General features: G+C 56.4%; 19 protein-coding genes. 11 read left to right on the top strand and 8 right to left on the bottom strand.

Going from position 1 to position 20,423, the window contains the following annotated elements; all coding sequences use genetic code 11:
* The first annotated feature begins 134 nt into the window (after nucleotides 1-134).
* Together BJL95_RS16965 and uvrB are read left to right on the top strand one after the other, a co-directional pair.
* Nucleotides 135-1,382 (top strand): ABC transporter substrate-binding protein, encoded by a 1,248-nt coding sequence (locus BJL95_RS16965; protein WP_071159908.1) that lies wholly within the window; start codon nucleotides 135-137, stop codon nucleotides 1,380-1,382.
* Between the two features lie 17 nt (nucleotides 1,383-1,399).
* On the top strand, nucleotides 1,400-3,493 hold the full coding sequence (uvrB, locus tag BJL95_RS16960) for an excinuclease ABC subunit UvrB (protein ID WP_083386121.1): 2,094 nt from the start codon (nucleotides 1,400-1,402) through the stop codon (nucleotides 3,491-3,493).
* Between the two features lie 2 nt (nucleotides 3,494-3,495).
* On the opposite strand, the gene BJL95_RS16955 is transcribed toward uvrB, so the two are convergent.
* From BJL95_RS16955 to BJL95_RS16930, 6 genes are all read right to left on the bottom strand, one after another.
* Nucleotides 3,496-4,734: a right-handed parallel beta-helix repeat-containing protein gene (locus tag BJL95_RS16955; RefSeq protein ID WP_071159606.1), complete on the bottom strand. Its 1,239-nt coding sequence runs from the start codon at nucleotides 4,732-4,734 to the stop codon at nucleotides 3,496-3,498.
* Between the two features lie 97 nt (nucleotides 4,735-4,831).
* On the bottom strand, nucleotides 4,832-5,038 hold the full coding sequence (locus tag BJL95_RS16950; RefSeq protein ID WP_064028551.1) for a dodecin: 207 nt from the start codon (nucleotides 5,036-5,038) through the stop codon (nucleotides 4,832-4,834).
* Nucleotides 5,031-5,666 (bottom strand): thiamine phosphate synthase, encoded by a 636-nt coding sequence (gene thiE, locus BJL95_RS16945; protein ID WP_071159904.1) that lies wholly within the window; start codon nucleotides 5,664-5,666, stop codon nucleotides 5,031-5,033. Before thiE ends, BJL95_RS16950 begins: the two co-directional genes overlap by 8 nt.
* Entirely contained in the window at nucleotides 5,663-6,442 is a 780-nt protein-coding gene (locus BJL95_RS16940) for a hydroxymethylpyrimidine/phosphomethylpyrimidine kinase (protein ID WP_071159604.1), read from the bottom strand. Before BJL95_RS16940 ends, thiE begins: the two co-directional genes overlap by 4 nt.
* A complete protein-coding gene (locus BJL95_RS16935; RefSeq protein WP_071159602.1) occupies nucleotides 6,439-8,394 on the bottom strand; it encodes a BRCT domain-containing protein in 1,956 nt (651 codons plus the stop codon). The genes BJL95_RS16940 and BJL95_RS16935 overlap by 4 nt, the downstream gene beginning before the upstream one ends.
* Nucleotides 8,395-8,622: 228 nt before the next feature.
* The gene (locus BJL95_RS16930) at nucleotides 8,623-9,111 is read right to left on the bottom strand and encodes a transcriptional repressor (protein ID WP_064026639.1); all 489 of its coding nucleotides are present in this window, start codon (nucleotides 9,109-9,111) and stop codon (nucleotides 8,623-8,625) included.
* A 194-nt stretch (nucleotides 9,112-9,305) separates the two neighbouring features.
* On the opposite strand from BJL95_RS16930, the gene BJL95_RS16925 reads away from it, so the two are divergent.
* Nucleotides 9,306-10,514, top strand: a complete 1,209-nt coding sequence (locus BJL95_RS16925) for a diguanylate cyclase (RefSeq protein WP_071159600.1) — start codon at nucleotides 9,306-9,308, stop codon at nucleotides 10,512-10,514.
* A 33-nt stretch (nucleotides 10,515-10,547) separates the two neighbouring features.
* On the opposite strand, the gene ppdK is transcribed toward BJL95_RS16925, so the two are convergent.
* Nucleotides 10,548-13,289 (bottom strand): pyruvate, phosphate dikinase, encoded by a 2,742-nt coding sequence (gene ppdK, locus BJL95_RS16920; protein ID WP_071159598.1) that lies wholly within the window; start codon nucleotides 13,287-13,289, stop codon nucleotides 10,548-10,550.
* Nucleotides 13,290-13,637: 348 nt separating this feature from the next.
* Between ppdK and BJL95_RS16915 the strand changes: the two genes are divergently transcribed.
* The 8 genes from BJL95_RS16915 (at nucleotide 13,638) to queA (ending at nucleotide 19,885) form a co-directional block, all read left to right on the top strand.
* A complete protein-coding gene (locus tag BJL95_RS16915; RefSeq protein ID WP_071159596.1) occupies nucleotides 13,638-14,972 on the top strand; it encodes a citrate synthase in 1,335 nt (444 codons plus the stop codon).
* Nucleotides 14,956-15,129 carry a succinate dehydrogenase assembly factor 4 gene (locus BJL95_RS26100; RefSeq protein WP_139306298.1) on the top strand — a complete coding sequence of 58 codons (174 nt, stop codon included), beginning with the start codon at nucleotides 14,956-14,958 and terminating at the stop codon, nucleotides 15,127-15,129. Before BJL95_RS16915 ends, BJL95_RS26100 begins: the two co-directional genes overlap by 17 nt.
* Nucleotides 15,114-15,530 (top strand): succinate dehydrogenase, cytochrome b556 subunit, encoded by a 417-nt coding sequence (gene sdhC, locus BJL95_RS16910; RefSeq protein ID WP_368086610.1) that lies wholly within the window; start codon nucleotides 15,114-15,116, stop codon nucleotides 15,528-15,530. Before BJL95_RS26100 ends, sdhC begins: the two co-directional genes overlap by 16 nt.
* A 15-nt stretch (nucleotides 15,531-15,545) precedes the next feature.
* Nucleotides 15,546-15,923: a succinate dehydrogenase, hydrophobic membrane anchor protein gene (sdhD, locus tag BJL95_RS16905; protein WP_071159592.1), complete on the top strand. Its 378-nt coding sequence runs from the start codon at nucleotides 15,546-15,548 to the stop codon at nucleotides 15,921-15,923.
* A gap of 3 nt (nucleotides 15,924-15,926) precedes the next feature.
* Complete coding sequence (sdhA, locus tag BJL95_RS16900) at nucleotides 15,927-17,711, top strand: succinate dehydrogenase flavoprotein subunit (protein WP_071159590.1); 1,785 nt, start codon at nucleotides 15,927-15,929, stop codon at nucleotides 17,709-17,711.
* A complete protein-coding gene (locus tag BJL95_RS16895) occupies nucleotides 17,711-18,490 on the top strand; it encodes a succinate dehydrogenase iron-sulfur subunit (RefSeq protein ID WP_071159588.1) in 780 nt (259 codons plus the stop codon). The genes sdhA and BJL95_RS16895 overlap by 1 nt, the downstream gene beginning before the upstream one ends.
* A complete protein-coding gene (locus tag BJL95_RS16890; RefSeq protein ID WP_071159586.1) occupies nucleotides 18,491-18,730 on the top strand; it encodes a succinate dehydrogenase assembly factor 2 in 240 nt (79 codons plus the stop codon).
* 135 nt (nucleotides 18,731-18,865) lie between these two features.
* A complete protein-coding gene (queA, locus tag BJL95_RS16885) occupies nucleotides 18,866-19,885 on the top strand; it encodes a tRNA preQ1(34) S-adenosylmethionine ribosyltransferase-isomerase QueA (RefSeq protein ID WP_071159584.1) in 1,020 nt (339 codons plus the stop codon).
* 6 nt (nucleotides 19,886-19,891) lie between these two features.
* Here the strand turns inward: queA and BJL95_RS16880 are convergent, their stop codons facing one another.
* Complete coding sequence (locus BJL95_RS16880) at nucleotides 19,892-20,362, bottom strand: type IV pilin protein (RefSeq protein ID WP_071159582.1); 471 nt, start codon at nucleotides 20,360-20,362, stop codon at nucleotides 19,892-19,894.
* Nucleotides 20,363-20,423 lie beyond the last annotated feature (61 nt).

The raw sequence follows: 20,423 nt of genomic DNA, 5'->3' as shown, positions 1-20,423 counted from the left end.
CAGGCGCTGGTTTAGAAGGTGGCTAAGTATTGACGGGAAGCCTTGGAAATTCAATAGCGCCCGCTGGATTATTGCTGACGCCGCGGCACGAATTTTCGTTAAAATTCGGTTTTTACGAAAACAATTGGAAGGACATGAAGCCATTCTATCGCTGGAGTCGTTGGGGATTGATTGCCGCCTTGCTCACAGTACCGGCCATCGTGACCGCGAAGTCGGTCTCCAAAGCAACGAAGGCGCCGCCGGCCAAACAGGAATCCAAGCCAACACCAGCCGCCGCGCCGGCCAAGCAAATCGTCAAGATCGTCTATTTCAGTCAGGAGGTCGAGGCGCCGCCGGCCTTGTCCAATCTCGACCCCTTCATCCAAAACAAGGGCCTGGTCGGCGCCGAGTTGGCTGTAGCCGATAACAATACCACCGGTCAATTCACCGGCCAGCAATACGACCTGCAAAAAGTGATCGTGCCGGTGGGTGGCGACGCTTTGCAGGCCTTCAGCCATCTAGTCGGCGATAGCAGCCTGGTGGTGCTGAATCTGCCCGCCGAGACCCAGCTTAAATTGGCGGATTCGCCGGCCGCGCAAGGCAAATTGCTGTTCGACGCCAGCAGCAGCGACGACGAACTGCGAGCCGGCCAGTGTCGGCGCAATTTGTTGCACCTTTTGCCGAGCCGGGCGATGCGCGCCGATGCGCTGGCCCAATACATGCTGAAAAAACGCTGGCAAAAATGGTTTTTGGTGACCGGCCGCGAACCGGCCGACCAAGCCTTCGCGGCGGCGATCAAACGCGCGGCCAAACGTTTCGGCCTGAAGCTGGTGGCCGAAAAGGCATGGAGCAACGATTTCGATGCGCGCCGTACCGCGCAATCGGACGTGCCGGTGTTCACCCAGATTGAAGATTACGACGTACTGGTGGTGGCCGATGAACAGGGCCTGTTCGGCGAATATTTGGATTACCGCACCTGGCTGCCGCGTCCGGTGATCGGTACCCAGGGTTTAGTAGCCACGTCCTGGCACCGGACGCACGAACAATGGGGCGCGGTGCAGTTGCAGAACCGCTTCAAGGACAATACCGGCCGCTGGATGGAAGAGGCCGACTACGGTGCCTATCTGGCGGTGCGGGCGATTGGCGAGGCGGCGGTGCGCAGCAAATCCAATCAGGTAGCGCCGATCCGCGACTACATGCTGTCCGATAAATTTGCGTTGCAGGGCTACAAAGGCATGCCGCTGTCGTTCCGAACTTGGGACGGCCAATTGCGTCAGCCGATATTGCTGGCGGCGGCGCGCGCGCTGGTGTCGGTGGCGCCGATCGAAGGTTTTTTGCATCCCAAGACCGAACTGGATACGCTGGGTTACGATCAGCCCGAAACCGGCTGTCATTTTCAATAGCATGCGGGAGTAAGGCAATGACCAGTAAACGGCGCATGGAATACAGTCAGGTGGCGATCAGCGGCGGACCGGAAGGTCTGGATCAGGTCGCCGAACTGGCCGGCGGCCATAAGCCGTTCAAAATCCGCAGCAACTACCAGCCGGCCGGCGATCAGCCGACCGCGATCACCCAACTGGTCGAGGGCCTGAACGACGGCGAACTGCATCAGACCCTGTTGGGCGTAACCGGCTCCGGCAAGACCTTCACGATAGCCAACGTGATCCAACGCACCCAACGGCCGGCGATGATCCTGGCGCCGAACAAGACCTTGGCCGCCCAGTTGTACGGCGAGATGAAGGAGTTTTTTCCGGAGAACAGCGTCGAGTACTTCGTATCCTATTACGACTATTACCAGCCGGAAGCCTATATTCCGTCGTCGGATACCTTCATCGACAAGGACGCCTCGCTGAACGATCATATCGAGCAAATGCGCTTGTCGGCCACCAAGGCGCTTTTGGAGCGCCGCGATACCGTGGTCGTCGCCACGGTATCGGCGATCTACGGTTTGGGTGAGCCGGAGTCCTATTTCAAAATGGTGCTGCATCTGGTGCGCGGCGACATGGTCAAACAGCGCGACGTGCTGCGCCGGCTCACTGAAATGCAATACACCCGCAACGACACCGAACTGCGTCGCGGTACCTACCGGGTGCGCGGCGAAGTGATCGACGTGTTTCCGGCCGAGTCCGAGGAACACGCGTTGCGCATCGAATTGTTCGATGACGAGGTGGAGCGGATGTCGATGTTCGATCCGCTGACCGGCGAAGTCGTGCAACGGGTGACGCGCTATACGATTTACCCGAAAAACCATTACGTGACGCCGCGCGACCAATTGCTCAGCGCGGTCGAGAAAATCAAGATAGAGCTGGCCGAACGCCTGGAGCAATTGCGCGATAACCATAAACTGGTCGAAGCGCAACGTCTGGAGCAACGTACCCTGTTCGACATCGAGATGATACTGGAAGTGGGCTATTGCTCCGGTATCGAGAACTACTCTCGCCATCTGTCGGATCGCATTTCCGGCGAATCGCCACCGACCATGTTCGACTATTTACCGAACGATGCGTTGGTCATCATCGACGAAAGCCACGTCACGGTGCCGCAGATCGGCGCGATGTACAAAGGCGACCGCTCGCGCAAGGAAACCCTGGTCGAATACGGTTTTCGGCTGCCGTCGGCGCTGGACAACCGGCCGCTGATGTTCGACGAGTTCGAGCGTATCTGCGGCCAGCGCATCTATGTGTCGGCCACGCCGGGCGGTTACGAGAAAGAGCATTCCGGCGCGGTGGTCGAGCAGGTGGTCAGGCCGACCGGCCTGGTCGATCCTCAGGTCGAAGTCAGACCGGCCACGACTCAAGTCGACGATCTGTTGTCCGAGATCAATCTACGCATTGCCGTTCGGGAGCGAGTGTTGGTCACCACGCTGACCAAGCGCATGTCCGAGGATTTGACCGACTACCTGCTGGAACACGGCATCAAGGTGCGTTATCTGCATTCGGACATCGAGACCGTCGAGCGCGTGGAAATCATTCGCGACTTGCGCCTGGGCGTGTTCGACGTGCTGGTCGGTATCAATTTGCTGCGCGAGGGCCTGGACATTCCGGAAGTGTCGCTGGTGGCGATACTGGACGCCGATAAGGAAGGCTTTTTAAGGTCGCTGACCTCGTTGATTCAGACCATAGGCCGCGCCGCGCGCAACGCCAACGGCAAGGTAATTCTGTACGGCGACAAAATCACTCGTTCGATGCAGCAAGCGATCGACGAAACAGATCGCCGCCGCGACAAGCAGCTCGAATTCAATGCCCAGCACGGCATCCAGCCGCGCACGGTGTTCAAATCGGTGACTGATATCCTGGAGCTCTCGATTCCCGGTGCGGGCGGCTCGATCAGTCATGCTCGAGCGAAGGCCGCCGAACCGGCCGGCGAATATAAATCGCTGACGCCCAAGCAGGCCGCCAAAACCTTGAAGCAACTGGAAGAAAAAATGTTCCAGCACGCCAAAAACCTGGAATTCGAGGAAGCCGCGCGCATCCGCGACCAACTGCGCTTGCTGCAGGCGGAGATGACGATTTGATTTTAGCGTGATGGTACTGGGGAACTTTGTTCGCGCGCGTGAGGATGTGTATGGCCACGGGGCGACAGCTGATCGGAAGGTGCAAACTCGTAAGCGCCCACATCCAGGGCGCCCGAGCCGAGCCGTTTTTCGATGCGCGCGGGGTGCCGGTATTGATAGGCGGGCGATAACAAAAAGCCGTTGGTGGCGACGCCGGGATCGATGCCTTGATTGATAGCGCTCGCTCCGGCCGATAGCCGGTAATCGAACGCGCCTCGGTTTCGAAAACCTTCGCTGTTCGCCACGATATTATGCTGTCGATCGCTCGATTCCAAGCCGATCAAACTTGCACCGACCAGTAAATTGTTGATCAAAATAGGGCGGACGATGCTGTGGTTGTTCAGAAACATACCGTCCGGTTTATCGTTGACCAGCGTGTTGTTGATCAAAATCAGCGTCTGATGGGGCAAGGTCTGATTGTGTTCGGCGGCAAACGACAACATGGCGCGGTTCTCCGACGCGGCGCTTTGCCGGAATTGGTTGCCGATCAAATAGGCCTCGCCACCGTCCGGGAAATCCACCAGATAGCTCGAGGCGCGGGTTTCATCGCCTATTCGGTTATAAAGTAGGTAGTTTTCGCGGGCTCGCGACTTAACGTTATGGCCGGTATTGGCGTCATGCACATAACAGTGATTAAGGGTAAAACGCTTGATGCCGCCAATATAGATGTTGTGACCGAGTTTGCCGAGCAAGCGATAATCGACCGTATTGTCGTTGAATTCGGAGCCTTCGATAGTAATTTCGCTGCTGGGGTTGGCGCCGGTCAGGATGCCCATTTGATTGTCGTGAAAATGACTATCGCGTATCGTTAAGTTGGTGCCTTCGAAACGAATGCCGGCACCGTTCAAGGCCTTGGCTCTGGCGCCGGAAAATTCGATGCTCTCTATCGTGACGTCGTCACCCTTGATAACCCAGGTGGCCTTGCCTTCGGCGTTGTTACCCATCGCCTCGAGATGCGCGCGGCCGCCGACTCCCCGCAGAATCAAGCGGTGCTGCGGCCAAGTCGCGACATCGTTAGGATACAGACCCGCGTCGATTTCGACGATGTCGTCATTCCCGGCCACTATCGCAGCCTGACTGGGTAGTTTCAGTTCTTGGGATGGTCCGACCTGCCAAGTGGCGCAATCGCCCGAACCCGCATACAGCAGCAATACCAGTCCCCAGCGACAATAAGCGAGAGCTTTGGCGTCAATTCCGATCATCAATAACCAGCAGCACCAAGTGAGTGGCGTTCAATTGGAATGAAACGGCGCATCGGAATCCGATCGGCAAGCAGGCATCGGCGTTGTAAATGCGAGGTTAGGGTAGGGTATATCCGACTTTGATGGTGACCTGCCAGTGCGCCACCTTGCCGTTGTCGATGTGGCCGCGGGTTTCGACGACTTCAAACCAGCGTAAGGTCTTGATGGTTTCGCCAGCTTTGGCGACGGCGTTTTCGATGGCGGCTTCGATACTGACGGCTGACGAACCGGTCAATTCAATTTTTTGATAAACATGGTCAGGCATGGCGTTCTCCGTTGGCTTGAAACAATACTTGAAAACGACGGGCGGCGGGCAAAGGCTCGGCGTCGAACAGGCCGCCGATCACCGCCAGCAAGTCTGCGCCGGCCGCCAACAACTGTCCAGCATTATCCGGCAGGATGCCGCCGATCGCGACGATGGGCACATTCAGCGTCTGTTTGGCTAGCGACAGCGTGGCAATGTCGGCCGGCGCCGCCAGCGGCTTGGAGCCGGACGGAAAGAAGCGGCCGAAGGCGACGTAATCGGCGCCGGCTCTTTCCGCGCGCGTCGCGCGGTCGACGTCGTTGTAGCAGGACACGCCGATGATCGCGTGGCTGCCGAGCGCGGTTCTGGCGGCGGCGATGTCGCCGTCGTCGCGGCCCAGATGCACGCCGTCGGCACCGATTTCGGCCGCCAGCTCGACGCTGTCGTTGATTAGCAGCGGAACTTGATAGGCATGGCAGACGACGAGCAGTTCGCGCGCCAGCCGGGCGGCGTCCAGCGGCTGCTTCTCGCGGTATTGCACGACGGCCGCGCCGCCTTGCAGGGCCGCTTCGACTTCGGCCAGGACTTGGGCGATGGCTTTGCCTTCGGTCTGGGTGATCGCGTACAGGCCGCGCGGGGGAAACTTCAGGAATCCAGCCAAAACCAGCGCTCCGGGTTGTGTTGCCCTTGGCCGGGGCGGTAAGCGGCTTGCAGGCTTTGCCAAGTGAATTCCTGGGCCTCGTTGACGGCGCTGAACAGGTCCAAGCCTTGTGCCAATAACGCGGCTACGGCGCTCGCCAAGGTGCAGCCGGAGCCGTGGTAGTGATACGGCAGGCGCTCCCAGTTGAAGGTTTCGTCCAGACTTTCCGGGCCGAACAAACGGTTGTGGACCAATGCGGAATCCTCGTGGGTGCCGGTGATCAGGACGTGTTCGGCGCCGAATTGTCGCAGTCTGGCGCCGCAGGCGGCCAAATCGTCAACACCGGCCAAACGGCGGGCTTCGATACTGTTGGGTGTTGCCAACGTCGATAACGGCAATAGGTGTTCGACGATGGCGGCGATCAGTTCCGTGCCGGCCAAATCGGTGCCGCCGCCGGCGGCTAGCACCGGATCGAGTACGACCGGCACTTTGCCGGCTTGGCGGATCACGTCGGCGACCGCGACGGCGATTTCGGCCGAACCGAGCAGGCCGATCTTGATCGCGGCGACCTGGAAATCTTCCAGCAGGGTTTGCGCCTGATTGACGACGTCTTGCGGTCGTTGCGGCAAGACTTTTTTGACGTTGCGGCTGTCCTGTTCGGTCAACCCGGTGATGATGCTGGCGGCGTGGCAGCGGTGGCTGACGATGGTTTCGATGTCGGCTTGTACGCCGGCGCCGCCGCTGGGGTCGTGGCCGGAAAAGCACAACACGATGGGGCGGGTCATTCCACGTCTCCGTTTAATAGTTGCAGAAATTCCGCTTCGTCGATGACGGTCACGCCCTTGTCGCGGGCGGCGGCGGTTTTGTTGGCGCCGACGTTATCGCCGGCTACCAGGTAGTCGGTCTTGGCGGACACCGAGCTGCCGACCTTGGCGCCCTTGGCCTTGGCTTGCTTGGCGAGGTCGTCCCGGCTGCCACTGTGCAGGGTGCCGGTGAAGACGAGGGTCTTGCCGGATAGCGGATGCGCCGACGAATCGCCTTTGCGTTGGCTGGCTTGGAGGTTGAAGCCAAGCCCGGTCAGCTTTTCGTACAAGTCCTTGATGTTGGCGAAGCCTTCGCTGATCACCGCCGCGGTTTTTTCGGCGAAACCCTCGATGGCGACGATGTCGGCTTCGGATAGCCCGAAAATCTGGTCGAGCTGGTAGTGAGCCAACAGCCGTTCGCAATTGCCCAAACCCATTCGAAACACGCCGAAGGCCGCCAGAAAACGCCAGTCCTCGACCGCTTCGCTACGGCTGCGCGACAGTTGCTCGACCAGATTTTGCGATTGTTTGGGGCCGAAGCCCATGCTTTCGAATTGTTCGGCGCTCAGCGCGTAGATTTCGTCAACGCGGCGGATGCCGTACTCGTAAAGCTTTTTGATCGTCGCGGCGCCGAAGCCGTCGTTGTTTTTCAGCACCCGGAAAAAATGTTCCATGCTGTTGCTGATTTGGGCCGGGCAAGCCAAATTGTTGGGGCAGATCAGATAATCGTTATCCCAAATCAGCTCGTGACCGCAACTGGGGCAGTGTGCCGGCACTTCGGGTTCGGCCGGTTCCAGGACTTCTTCAATTTTGGGGATGACTTCGCCGGAGCGGGCCAAGCGAATCAAAGCGCCGGGACCTATACCTTTATCGACCACCATTTTGTAGTGGTGGGCCGTGGCGCGGGAGAGCAGGGCGCCGCTCAGGCGGGTTGGTTCCAGCTCGGCAACCGGCGTGATACGCCCGGAACGCGAGGTTTGCGGCGTTACGCTCACGACTTTGACGTTGGCTGTCGCCAAGTTTTCCTTGTAGGCGATCTGCCAGCGGTGATGATGGCGGGTCGCGCCGAGGTATTGCTTGAGTGGCTCGTCGGTGATTTCCAGAATCACGCCGTCGACGTCGTAATCGACTTTATGCCAGATGTCCTGAACGATAGCTTCGAAATCGGCGATCAGTTCGCTCCACGGACCGGACCAATGAGGCAGCAAGGCAAACGGAAAAAACACCGCCGCGTGGTCGGCGATGGCTTTTAAAGCATGTTCCTCAAGTTCTTTTTCCTTGATGACGCTGGCTTGAAAGTTCCGGGGGTTATCGAAGTGTTGAGCCAGATTCTCGTCGAAATAGCGGCGGCCGACGACGATTTCGCCGGCACCCAGGCCGCGCGCGCCTTGCCCGGCAACTTGCAAGCCGCGCTCGAACACCCGGGTGATGTCCTGACCCTTGCGGCCGTCACCCCGTGTATACAGCAATTGTCCGTCGTCGTAGGCGGCGTAGCCGTCCAATTTGGGCGTCACCTTGAAGGTCAGCGCGCGAAAGTCCTCGCCGATATCGGCGGCGGCTTTCTCTATCCGTGCCGCCCAGCGTTCGATGTCTTCGCGGCTGTAAGCCTTGTCGGTGGACAGCATCACCACCGGCAAATCGACGGTCTTGCCGGCGAATACCGGTTCAGGCTCGACTTCGTGAAGCAGGGGATGCTCGGGTTGGCGTCGCTTTAACTCGTTTAGATACACGAAATCGTAGTCGGCGTCGCTGACGATGGGGGCGCCCGCGCGGTAGAGGGCGTTGGCGACCTCAAGCGCGGCGATTAAATCTTCGTCGCCGGCGGCATTGATCAATGCTTGGTTGGCGAGTAGCTCAGTAACGCGGGCCAATTGGTCGGCGCTAAAGTTTAAGTTGGCTTGATCGAGAATTTGGCGGTGACTATCGGAAAACATGGTACCGGTCGGATTGGAGTCAAGCCGGGATTATAAAAGATAAGCGCTCGAAGCAGGATCGGCGCATAAAAAAAGGGCGGGAGTTTTGAGGCTCCCGCCCAGGCATCTATCTTTCAAGAGGATCATGTCAACGGTAGGAAAGCGTGTGACATGGGTTGTATCGTATCGATTTTCCGAAGATTGACGTTGATCTGGGTCAATGTTTGCTGGGTTTTACCAAAACGTGACTCATTGCGGGCGACAACTGCGACACAGTCCATGAATCTCGATAGTCTTGCGTTGGGGAGAAAACCCGGCGGTTTGCAATTCCTCGCTCAACGACTGGATCACGCTCGGTGCGCCGCGTTCTTCGACGGTGTGACACGCGGTGCAGATCAATAGCAACTGATCGTGCTGGGTGCCGGAACGGTGGCAGCCAACGAATGCGTTAAGGCTTTCCACCCGATGGATCAATCCTTGTTCCAACAGAAAATCCAAAGCTCGGTAGACGGTAGACGGCTTGGCGGCGTCGTTGACCGGTCGAAGTTGGTCGAGCAGGTCGTACGCTTTGACGGCTTTGTGGCTGTTCCAGATCAGTTCCAGGACTTTGTGGCGTATGGGCGTCAGTTGCACGCCGCGTGACAAGCAAAGTTGTTCGGCTACACTGATGGCATTGCGAATGCACAGATTGTGGTCGTGCTCAGGTTCCGGCGCATGATCTGGATCGAAGTCGGTCATCGGTAAAGGGTGAAAGGTTTCATTCATTTGCTACGAGTATTCCGTTATAGTGCCAGCATCATTCGCCTAATTCAATTCGGCCGAATCACGGCAGCTTTTGCTGGCATTCGCCATGTCTCCATAGTATGGTTGTTTGGCAGGCACCCGAAGAACTTTCACGATTACACAGGTAGTAATTTCGAGGCAATCAATTAATGAGAAGGATCACGTTCCTGGTTTATGCAGTCTTGTGGATGATGCTGATCAGCCTCAGCTACTACCAGCAGCTTAAGGATACGAAGCGTTATGCCGAGGACATCGCTATCCGCCAGGCGGCAATGTTTTTCGATCACATTGTGTTGATTCGGCAATGGAACAGTTCTCATGGCGGGGTGTACGCCGTTGACGACGGCCAAATTCGGGTGGACAGTACCGCCTCGCCGTTCGTGGAAACCAAGGACGGCCGCCGGCTGGCCTGGATAGGCCCCACCCAAATGGCCCGTGAATTGGCGGATGCTGCCAAGAGCAAGACCGTGATTCGTTTTCATGTCGCCAGCATCCGGCCCTCGTCGGCGGATAACAAGGCCGACGATTGGGAATTGCGCGCATTGCTGGCCTTTAGAAACGGCGAGACCAGCGTCAGGGGAATCGCGGTACTGGATAATCAGCCTTACTATCGGTATATCGCGCCGCTGCCGGCGGCTGAAAATTGTTTGACTTGCGCAGGCCTGGACGATGATGGCGGCGGCGCGATCAGCGTCAGTATCCCGGTAGCGAGTATCGATGCGTTTATCAGCGAGCGTCTACGCCAATTAGGCGTCACGCATGGGATTATCGCCAGCGTTGGCGTTATCGTGCTGCTATTGTCCTACCTCGCGCAAGTTCGACTCAGTAAACGCTTGGACAAAGCGAAAAGCCGTTTGCAATTGGCCTATTTGGATTCGTTAACACTATTGCCCAACCGCCGATATTACGATGCCTTCGTCAAGCGGGAATGGAAACGGGCGATGCGGCATCAATATCCGATTTCGATGATCATGATCGATATCGATTACTTCAAAGCCTACAACGACAGCCTTGGGCATCCCGAAGGCGATCAATGTTTACGCCAAGTCGCGCGGACCTTGAAGCGTTTTTTTCGCCGGCCCGGCGATTTGATCGCCCGTTACGGTGGCGAGGAGTTTTGCGTTGTGGCCGCCTGCGACGCCAATCAAATTCTGGCATTGGCGGAAATTCTGAGAAAGGCCATCGAAAACATGCGTTTGCCTCACCCCAATTCAAAGATATCGGAGTTCGTGACGATTAGCTTGGGTGTTTCGACGATAGTACCTCGCGAACATCAGGAGTTCGAGCAGTTGTTGCACGCCGCCGATCAGGCCTTGTACAATGCCAAGGCCTCGGGACGTAATCGCGTCGGACGCTAACGGATCGGCGGGCTCGAGCCGATCGAGCGCTTGTTAACCGGTGGCCTCTTCCAACAATTTGGCGTGGGCGGCCGCTAAGCGAGCGATCGGTATCCGCGGTGCCGAGCAAGAGACGTAGTTCAAGCCGATGTTATGGCAAAAGCGGATCGAACGCGGATGTCCGCCATGTTCGCCGCAGATGCCGATCTTCAAATCCGGCCGTTGTTTGCGGCCCAATTCCACGGCCATTTTCATCAATCGGCCGACCCCTTCCACATCCAACGTTTCGAACGGATTGTCTTGCAGTAACCCGGATTCTTCGTACAAGGGCAGAAATTTGTTCTCGGCGTCTTCCCGCGAAAACGAGAATGTGGCTTGGGTCAGGTCGTTGGTGCCGAACGAAAAGAAAGCCGCCGTCGTGGCCAGTCTGTCGGCTCGGGTGCAGGCCCGGACCGTTTCGATCATCGTGCCGAATTTGAAGTTGAGCTTGAGTTTGTATTGACTTTCCACCTCCGCTTGAATTTCGTCGACATACTGTCTGACTTTGATCAGTTCCTGAGCGGTAATGACCTGCGGGACCATGATTTCCGGCTCCACCGGAGTCTTTTGTTTGACGCAACGCGCGGCGGCTTCCAGAATGGAGCGAATTTGCATCCGATAAATTTCCGGATAACTCATGCCCAACCTAACGCCACGGTGGCCGAGCATGGGGTTAACTTCGTAAAGCTCCAGTACTTTGTTCAACATCATCTGCTTTTTGGCCAACGCGTCAATCACCACTTCTTCGTTGAGGCGGTTGAACGGTGCGGGTAATTCATGCGGTTTGGCCAAGGTTTCCAGCGTGACGCGTTGGCCCTTGATAATCGTCAAGTAATGTTTCAAGGCGTCAATTTCGTCCAGCAGTTGATGCTCGTTTGGTAGAAATTCGTGCATAGGCGGATCGAGTAGGCGAACCGTGACCGGGTGCGGCGACATGGCTTCGAACAGTTGCTGGAAGTCGTCGCGCTGAATGGGAAACAACTTAGCGAGTGCCGCCTCCCTTTCCTCGGTGTTTTGGGCCAGAATCATATCGACGACCAGCGGCAGGCGATCGGCGGCGTTGAACATGCGTTCGGTACGGCATAGACCGACGCCCTTGGCGCCGTAACTGGCGGCCAGACGCGCGGTTTCCGGGGTGTCTACGTTGGCATGTACCCGTAATTTGGCAATGCTATCGGCCCAGCTTAATAAGGTTTTCAATTCCTCGGAGAATGAAGGCGGAATGGTCGGGATTCGACCGAGATAGATGTTGCCATTGCTCCCGTCTATCGTGATCAAGTCGCCTTCCTTGATTAAGATGTCTCCGACCATCGCGATGCGAGACCGGACATCGACCTTGATGTCCTCGGCGCCGGCCACGCAAGCCTTGCCCATGCCTCTGGCGACCACCGCCGCGTGCGAGGTTTTGCCGCCGCGACTGGTGAGGACCCCTTGAGCGGCGAAAAAGCCATGAATGTCTTCCGGCTTGGTTTCCTCTCTAACCAGAATCAGTTCTTCGCCGGTCTTGCCCAACCGCACAGCCGTGTCGGCATCGAACACGCATTTGCCACAGGCGGCACCTGGCGAGGCTGGCAGACCTTGGGCGATCGGCTGATTGTGATGGTTTCGCGCTAGTTGCGGCAGCAGCAGTTGTTCCAAAAGTTCGGGATTGATGCGAAGCAGGGCGCGTTCCTTGTCGATCAAGCCTTCCTTGACCATGTCGATCGAACTTTTCACCATCGCCGCCGCGTTCATTTTGCCGTTGCGGGTTTGCAAGCAATACAGTACGCCGCGCTCTATCGTGTATTCGTAATCCTGGACTTCATGATAGTGGGCTTCCAGCTTGTTGCGCAGTTCTACCAGCTGCCGATATTGTTCCGGCATTTCCTGCGCCATTTCCTGCACCGGCTTGGGCGTGCGGATACCGGCAACCACGTCTTCGCCCTGTGCGTTGACCAGATATTCGCCGTACATTTCATTGGCGCCGGTACCGGGATTTCGCGTAAAACCGACGCCGGTCGCGCAGTCGTCGCCCATGTTGCCGAAGACCATGGTTACAATGTTGACCGCGGTTCCGTTGGCGACATCCGGCGTGATGTGAAATTCCCTACGATAGTCGACGGCGCGCTTGCCGAGCCAGGAATTGAAGACCGCTTTAATCGCAATTTCCAGTTGTTCGTAAACGTCTTCCGGAAACGGTTTGCCGGTCTCCTCGTGGACAACTTTCAGAAAACGGTTGCTGATTTCCTGCAGTTGTTCGCTATTCAGCGCTACATCGGCCTTGATACCGGCCGCGCGCTTGACTTCGTTGAAATGCGAGTCGAATTTTTCGTCCTCAATCCCCAGCGCAACTTTACCGAACAATTGAATGAAGCGGCGGTAGGCGTCGTAAGCGAAGCGCGGATCGTCGGTCATTTCGATCAAGCCGGTCAACGTTTGCTTGTTCAAACCAAGGTTCAGGATAGTGTCCATCATACCCGGCATCGAAATCGCCGAGCCGGAGCGTACCGAAACCAGCAGGGGTTCGCTGGCGCCGCCGAAGGTTTTGCCGGTTGCCCGTTCGATGTCGGCGATCTGTTGGTGGACTTCGTCCAACAAACCGGCCGGCAATAACTTGTTTTCAAGGTAGAGCAGGCAGGTTTGGGTGGTAATGACGAATCCTGGCGGCACGTTGAGGCCTAATTGGGTCATTTCGCAAAGGTTGGCGCCTTTACCGCCCAGCAGTGCTTTGTTTTTACCGTCGCCTGAATTGAATGAATAACTATATTGCGGATTCATGGTGTCCTGTCCGGAAGGCAAGAGGTTGGGATTTTTGCTAAACGGCCGCGGTTGACACGGCCGTGGCTGTGCTTGGCTAGCGTTAGGATAGCGGTTTTTACCGGGTTTTGTAGGCTTTTACAAGCGACTGGATCCGGCTCGCGACATAATCGCCAATCCGATCGAATTTCATTCTTCGATTTCGAATCGGGAGCCGGCGCGTCTGTCCTGACAATCGTCGAATGTGCGAGCTTGTCGCCGGCTACATTCATTATCCTTGCTCATGTCGCAAAGGTTTGGACGATTCGCTTGCCTGTGTGATAATCCGAACCAATCCGTCAACTTTCGCGATCGAAAACTGAGGAAACCATGGCAAACGACACTTTGCTGGTCAGACATACCGGCACCGGAAGGGAAGTGGAGTATCCATTGTTGCGGGGGACGATGGGTGCGGATTCGGTCGATATTCGCGCATTACCGCGAGACTTGGGCTGTTTTACCTACGATCCCGGGTTTATCGCGACGTCCAGTTGCAAGAGCAAAATCACCTATATCGACGGTGAAAACGGTATTTTGTTATATCGCGGCTATCCGATAGAGCAGTTGGCCGAACACTGCGAATTCACCGAAGTCGCTTATCTACTGATGAACGGTGAATTACCGAATCAGACCGAGCTTCGCGATTTTAACGAAGAGATCAGCGATAGAGCCATAATCCACGAGTCTCTCCGCAAATTTTTCGACGGTTTTCATTATGACGCGCATCCGATGTCGATGTTGGTCGGCGTGGTGGGATCGTTGTCGGCGTTTTACCACAGCGAGTTGAATATCAAGGATTCGACGCACCGCAAGGTTTGCGCGGCTAGATTAATCGGCAAAATGCCGACAATTGCCGCGGCGTCCTATCGCCACTCGGTGGGACGTCCCTTCGTTTATCCTCGTATCGACCTGAGCTACTGCGAGAACTTTTTGAACATGATGTTTTCGCGTTCCTCGCAAAACTACATCGACCAAGACCATTACATCGACCCGTATTTGGTCAAGGCCCTGAATTTACTGTTTATCTTGCATGCCGACCACGAGCAGAACGCCAGTACCTCGACGGTACGACTGGCCGGCAGCACCGGCGCCAATCCTTATGCGTGCATCGCGGCCGGTATCGCGGCGCTCTGGGGACCGGCTCACGGTGGCGCGAACGAAGCGGTACTCACTATGTTGGCACAAATCGGCAGCGCTGATAACGTTCCAAAATTCATCGCCAAGGCCAAGGATCATGATGATCCCTTCCGTTTAATGGGGTTCGGGCATCGGGTCTATAAGAATTTCGACCCGCGCGCGACGATTATTCGCAAGACCTGTCACGACGTACTGGCGCGTACCCAAAAATCCGATCCGCTGTTCGAGTTGGCCTTGGCCCTAGAAGAGCAGGCATTGAACGACGATTATTTTATCGAGAAAAAGCTTTATCCCAATGTGGATTTCTATTCGGGCATTATTTATAAAGCCTTGAACATCCCGGTCGATATGTTTACCGTGATGTTTGCAATTGCTAGGACGGCCGGCTGGGTTGCCCATTGGCTGGAGATGATGGAAGAGTCGGCGCCACCGATTGGTCGACCGCGACAGCTCTACATAGGCCCCGCTCGTCGCGATTTCCTGCCCAAAGGCCAACGATCAGGTGATACCCATGTCTGCAACGGATAAGCCGGAGTCCCCGCGACGTAATTCGACTGAGCGGGCCATCGAAATACTTACGCCGCCGGAGAAACAAGGCGAACGACGGGAAATTGGTGGTCCTAAAGGCCCGGAGCCGACTCGCTATGGCGATTGGGAACGCAAGGGCCGTTGCGTGGATTTTTAACCGATACGCCAAGCTTAACGAGGTCAATCATGGCAGTTCATAACCGGCCCTTGTCGCCGCATTTGCAAGTTTACCGTTTGCCTATTACAGGTTTGATTTCGATCACGCATCGAATTACTGGCGTGTTGTTGTCGGGTGCGTTGCTGTTCGCGGTCATAGCCTTATTTGCGATTGCGGCCGGACCTGAACAATACTCCAGTTTTCAAGCGTGCTTGGCTTGGCCGCCATCGCGGTTGGCTTATTGGGGCATTATTTTCGCGCTATATTTTCACCTGTGCCACGGAATTCGGCATTTGATATGGGATGTCGGAAAAACCTTTGAGAAAGCAGCTTTGACGCGTTATGCGGTTATCGAACTAGGTGTCGCTGTCTTGCTGTTTTTAATCACTTTTATTTCTTAATTTGACGAGTACCGCATGGATCAGTCTCTAAGGAACGGTGCCGCCGACTCGGCGGTAAAAAGCCATCCGGTTCGCCACTGGTTGCATCAACGCCTGACCGCGCTGTTGCTGATACCTTTGACGGTTTGGTTATTGCTCTGGTTCGACAAGTTACCGCACGCATCGCACGCCGAAACCAAAGCTTGGTTGTTACAACCGCTCAATGGGTTGGCAGTGTCGCTCTGGGTGCTTCTGACGGTATACCATGCCGCGCTGGGCATACAGGTGGTGTTGGAAGATTACGTGTCGAATCCGAAGTTGCGCCGAACCGCGATCGGCGCTGTCCATGCGGTATTCGGGATTTTGGGATTGTTGGCTTTGGCTGCGATGGCCATGATTTGGACGGGAAACTGATTAATGGCTGCGGCTTACGAAATTATCGAGCATCAACACGACGTGGTCGTGGTGGGCGCCGGCGGAGCCGGTTTGCGGGCGACATTCGGCATGGTCGAAAAAGGCTTGAAGACGGCATGCATCACGAAAGTGTTTCCGACGCGCAGCCATACCGTGGCCGCGCAGGGCGGTATTAGTGCCGCGCTCGGCAATATGGGCGAGGATGATTGGCGCTTCCACATGTACGATACCGTGAAGGGCTCGGATTGGTTGGGCGATCAAGATGCGATCGAGTACATGTGCCGGGAAGCGATACCGGCGGTCATCGAATTGGAACGTTACGGCGTACCGTTTTCCCGGACCGCCGACGGCAAGATTTACCAACGGGCGTTCGGCGGCATGTCGGTCAATTATGGCAAGGGCCAAGCGCAACGCACTTGCGCGGCCGCCGATGTCACCGGCCACGCGATCTTGCATACCTTGTATCAGCAAGCATTGAAGCACAAGGCGGAATTCTTCGTCGAATACATTGCGCTGGATTTGATTATGGAAGACGGCGAATGTCGCGGCGTATTGGCCTGGTGTCTGGACGACGGTACGATTCATCTGTTTCGCGGTCATCAAACAGTACTGGCCACCGGCGGCTACGGTCGGGCTTACTTTTCGTGTACCTCCGCGCACACTGTGACTGGCGATGGCAACGGCATGGTGCTAAGAGCGGGATTGCCGCTACAGGATATGGAGTTCGTTCAGTTTCACCCGACCGGCATATACGGCGCCGGTTGCTTGATTACAGAAGGCGCGCGCGGCGAGGGCGGTTATTTGACCAACTCGGAAGGCGAACGCTTCATGCCGCGTTACGCGCCGCACGCACACGATTTGGCCTCGCGCGATGTGGTCAGCCGGGCGATCACCGTAGAAATCAATGCCGGTCGCGGGATAGGACGGAAAAAAGACCACGTTCATCTTCATCTGGAGCACCTCGATCCCGCCGTCGTCCACGAGCGTTTGCCCGGCATCGCCGAGCTTTCCCGGATATTTGCCGGAGTGGATGTGACCAAGCAGCCGATTCCGGTGTTACCGACGGTACATTACAACATGGGCGGCATTCCGACCAATTATCGAGCCGAAGTCGTGACATTGAAGGATGGCGACCCGGATTACGTTGTTCCCGGTTTGATGGCTATCGGCGAGACCGCTTGCGTATCGGTGCACGGCGCCAATCGCCTGGGCTCCAACTCGCTGCTGGATTTGGTGGTATTCGGCCGGGCGGCGGCCATCCGCTGCACAGAACTGATCAAACCGGGAATGCCGCTGAAGCCGCTGGCGAAAGACGCCTGCGACATCGCCCTGGTCCGATTCGATCGAATTCGCCATGGTAATGGTAGCCGGACGACAGCGGAAATCCGCATGGACATGCAAACCACGATGCAATCCAAGGCGGCGGTGTTTCGCACCCAGTCCACGCTCGATGAGGGCATCGCGGCAATGGCGGATATTTCCGAGTCGTTCGCGGACGTCAAGCTTGCCGATCGTTCATTGATCTGGAATACCGATCTGGTCGAAACCCTGGAGCTCGACAATTTATTGGGACAAGCTCAGGTGACGATGAACGCCGCGGGGAACCGCCACGAAAGTCGCGGCGGTCATGCGCGGGAAGACTATCCGCTACGGGACGATGAAAACTGGTTGAAACACACGTTGACTTGGCGAGAGAACAACCGGGTCAAAATCGATTATCGGCCGGTGCATCTGTACACGCTAACCGACGAAGTCGAAGTCGTCGCGCCGAAAGAGAGGGTCTATTAATGGTCGAGTTTGCGCTGCCGAAAAATTCTCAGCCGATGCCTGGCAAACACTTTTCCGCGCCGGGCGCGACGCATGTCCGAGTATTCGAAATTTATCGCTGGGACCCGGACAGCGGCGATAATCCGCGTATCGATCGTTATGAAATCGACATGGACCATTGCGGACCGATGGTGCTGGATGCCATCTTGAAAATCAAGAACGAAATCGACTCGACACTGGCTTTTCGCCGCTCTTGTCGGGAAGGCGTATGCGGTTCTTGCGCGATGAATATTAACGGCCGTAATACGCTAGCCTGTACCAAGGCGATTGCGGAATATTCGGGCACGATCAAGATTTTTCCTCTGCCGCACATGGCCGTGGTCAAGGATTTAGTGGCCGATATGACCCATTTCTTTGAGCAATATGCGTCGATCAATCCGTGGTTGACGAACAGCGCGGAAGCGCCGGTCGATCACGAACGACTGCAAAGCCGAGACGAACGGGCTAAGCTCGACGGCCTTTACGAGTGTGTATTGTGCGCGTGTTGTTCGACCAGTTGCCCGAGCTATTGGTGGAACAGCGATCGCTACCTCGGGCCCGCGATACTGCTTCAAGCCTATCGTTGGCTGGCGGACAGCCGCGATGACAGTGACGCCGAGCGCTTGGCGCAACTCGACGACGCGTTTAAGGTGTACCGGTGCCACACCATCATGAATTGCACGGATACCTGCCCGAAAGGCTTGAATCCCGCGCAAGCGATTGCCGAAATTAAAAAGCTGTTGGTAGTGCGCGAACGTTAGATGGGCGAAATCGATAAACTGCGTTGGCGGTGTCGGCGCGGTACGCTGGAACTGGATTTGCTGCTGACTCGCTACTTGGATATTGCTTATTCTTCGGCACCTTCGGAGCGACGCCAGGCCTTTTGGCGGCTTTTAGCCTGTGAAGATAGTTTGTTGCTGCGTCTATTCACTAGCGACACGCAGGCGGAAGATCCTGAACTAAGGGCCATTATTGCCGAAATCCGCGCCCTGCCCAACTAGCTTCGCGGTACTTGGCGACCAGGTCGCCGTTCGATGCCGGTCGAGAGACCGGATGCCCGTGTAAAATCCCACATTTGATCTTTTCCGAGTTCGATCGCTCCTACGCGAGCCTTCGGCGTTCATTGATTATTGCGAATGAAAAAAAGCGACTTTTTCTACCACTTGCCCGACGATTTAATCGCCCAGCAACCTTTACCGGAGCGCTGTGCCAGCCGGATGTTGTGCCTGAATAGGTTAACTGGGGAGTTGGGCGATGCTCGATTCCTGAATATCGTTGACCGGCTGACACCGGACGATCTGTTGGTGTTCAACGATACCAAGGTCATACCAGCTCGCTTGTTTGCTGAAAAAGAAACCGGCGGCCGCGTCGAGATCTTGATCGAGCGCATCGAAAACGAACGGCAGGTATTGGCGCACGTCAAAGCGAGTAAATCGCCAAAATCCGGCGCACTGTTGTTGCTGAAAAACGAGGTTTTCTTCAGAGTCGTGGATCGCGAGGGTGACTTGTTTCGCTTGCGATTGGAAGCCGAAAATACCGTTCTGCAGGTGTTGGCCGACATTGGCCATATGCCGTTACCGCCGTATATTCATAGGGCCGACGACGCAAGCGATTTGGATCGGTACCAAACGGTGTTTGCCTGCCGCGCCGGTGCCGTCGCGGCGCCCACCGCCGGTCTGCATTTCGACGAAGCAGTTTTGCTCAGGTTAGCCGAAAAGGGAGTTCAACACACCTTTGTTACGTTACATGTCGGCAGCGGGACCTTCCGGCCGGTGCGGGTGGAAAATCTCAGCGAACATACGATGCATAAAGAGTTTTTCGAGGTCACCAAGGAATGCGTAGCGGCGGTACGGTACACTCGCGCGCGCGGTGGGCGGGTCGTGGCGGTAGGGACTACCGCAGTCCGGGCTTTGGAGTCCGCGAGCATCAGCGGCGAACTACAAGCGGGAGTCGGCGAAACCGATTTATTCATTACACCGGGTTACGGTTTCAAATCGGTCGATGCCATGTTAACCAACTTTCATTTACCGGAATCGACTTTACTGATGCTGGTCTCCGCCTTCGCCGGATACGAAAACGTAATGGCGGCTTATCGCCATGCGATCACGCAACGTTATCGTTTCTTTAGTTACGGCGATGCGATGTGGCTTGCCTGAGTCCTATCAGCGATTCCAACAAGTTGCCGCATCCAGTGTGGCGCCAGATACGGTTTTCTGGTTCAGATTATCAAGAATCAACGTCCCGCATTTATCGCCGGCTTGCGTGCCTGTCGGTGCCGCTTGTATCGTGTAAGTAGTGGCGGTAGCGGCCGAGAGTGTCAGAAGATAATACGCAGTGCCTGTCGCCGGACTTTGCGAAGCGAACACGGTAGGCGACGGCGAGCCCGTATCGTTAACCGCGCTACTGCCGCAGGCATCGGCGCCGCCGCTGCCGCCGGCGTCGCAGTAACTATTATTGGTCGTGAAGTGTTTTTCCAGCGCACTGGCCAAGCCCAATAGGGCACCCTTGGCATCGGCTCGATGCGACTTCATGACGCTATCCTGGTAGGCGGGGATGGCGATAGCCGCCAAAATGCCGACGATAGCGACGGCAATCATCAGTTCGATCAGGGTGAAGGCTTGTTGTCTGTTCATAAGTAGTTCGCTGGGTGAATGGTCCGATGAAAACGGCGGCTTGCCGTTTTCATCGGCAGTC

It is taken from the genome of Methylomonas sp. LWB, assembly GCF_001856095.1.
Lineage (GTDB): Bacteria > Pseudomonadota > Gammaproteobacteria > Methylococcales > Methylomonadaceae > Methylomonas > Methylomonas koyamae_A.
This window is presented reverse-complemented; position numbering and strand designations above follow the sequence as displayed.

Bases quoted from the DNA above. Each gene is read 5' to 3' on its own strand.
- BJL95_RS16930 (WP_064026639.1), bottom strand. From the start codon at position 9,111: ATGACCGACTTCGATCCAGATCATGCGCCGGAACCTGAGCACGACCAC.
- BJL95_RS16925 (WP_071159600.1), top strand. From the start codon at position 9,306: ATGAGAAGGATCACGTTCCTGGTTTATGCAGTCTTGTGGATGATGCTG.
- BJL95_RS26100 (WP_139306298.1), top strand. From the start codon at position 14,956: ATGTCTGCAACGGATAAGCCGGAGTCCCCGCGACGTAATTCGACTGAG.
- BJL95_RS16895 (WP_071159588.1), top strand. From the start codon at position 17,711: ATGGTCGAGTTTGCGCTGCCGAAAAATTCTCAGCCGATGCCTGGCAAA.
- ppdK (WP_071159598.1), bottom strand. From the start codon at position 13,289: ATGAATCCGCAATATAGTTATTCATTCAATTCAGGCGACGGTAAAAAC.
- BJL95_RS16950 (WP_064028551.1), bottom strand. From the start codon at position 5,038: ATGCCTGACCATGTTTATCAAAAAATTGAATTGACCGGTTCGTCAGCC.
- BJL95_RS16915 (WP_071159596.1), top strand. From the start codon at position 13,638: ATGGCAAACGACACTTTGCTGGTCAGACATACCGGCACCGGAAGGGAA.
- BJL95_RS16935 (WP_071159602.1), bottom strand. From the start codon at position 8,394: ATGTTTTCCGATAGTCACCGCCAAATTCTCGATCAAGCCAACTTAAAC.
- BJL95_RS16880 (WP_071159582.1), bottom strand. From the start codon at position 20,362: ATGAACAGACAACAAGCCTTCACCCTGATCGAACTGATGATTGCCGTC.
- BJL95_RS16890 (WP_071159586.1), top strand. From the start codon at position 18,491: ATGGGCGAAATCGATAAACTGCGTTGGCGGTGTCGGCGCGGTACGCTG.
- sdhD (WP_071159592.1), top strand. From the start codon at position 15,546: ATGGATCAGTCTCTAAGGAACGGTGCCGCCGACTCGGCGGTAAAAAGC.
- BJL95_RS16965 (WP_071159908.1), top strand. From the start codon at position 135: ATGAAGCCATTCTATCGCTGGAGTCGTTGGGGATTGATTGCCGCCTTG.
- BJL95_RS16940 (WP_071159604.1), bottom strand. From the start codon at position 6,442: ATGACCCGCCCCATCGTGTTGTGCTTTTCCGGCCACGACCCCAGCGGC.
- BJL95_RS16955 (WP_071159606.1), bottom strand. From the start codon at position 4,734: ATGATCGGAATTGACGCCAAAGCTCTCGCTTATTGTCGCTGGGGACTG.
- sdhA (WP_071159590.1), top strand. From the start codon at position 15,927: ATGGCTGCGGCTTACGAAATTATCGAGCATCAACACGACGTGGTCGTG.
- uvrB (WP_083386121.1), top strand. From the start codon at position 1,400: ATGACCAGTAAACGGCGCATGGAATACAGTCAGGTGGCGATCAGCGGC.
- queA (WP_071159584.1), top strand. From the start codon at position 18,866: ATGAAAAAAAGCGACTTTTTCTACCACTTGCCCGACGATTTAATCGCC.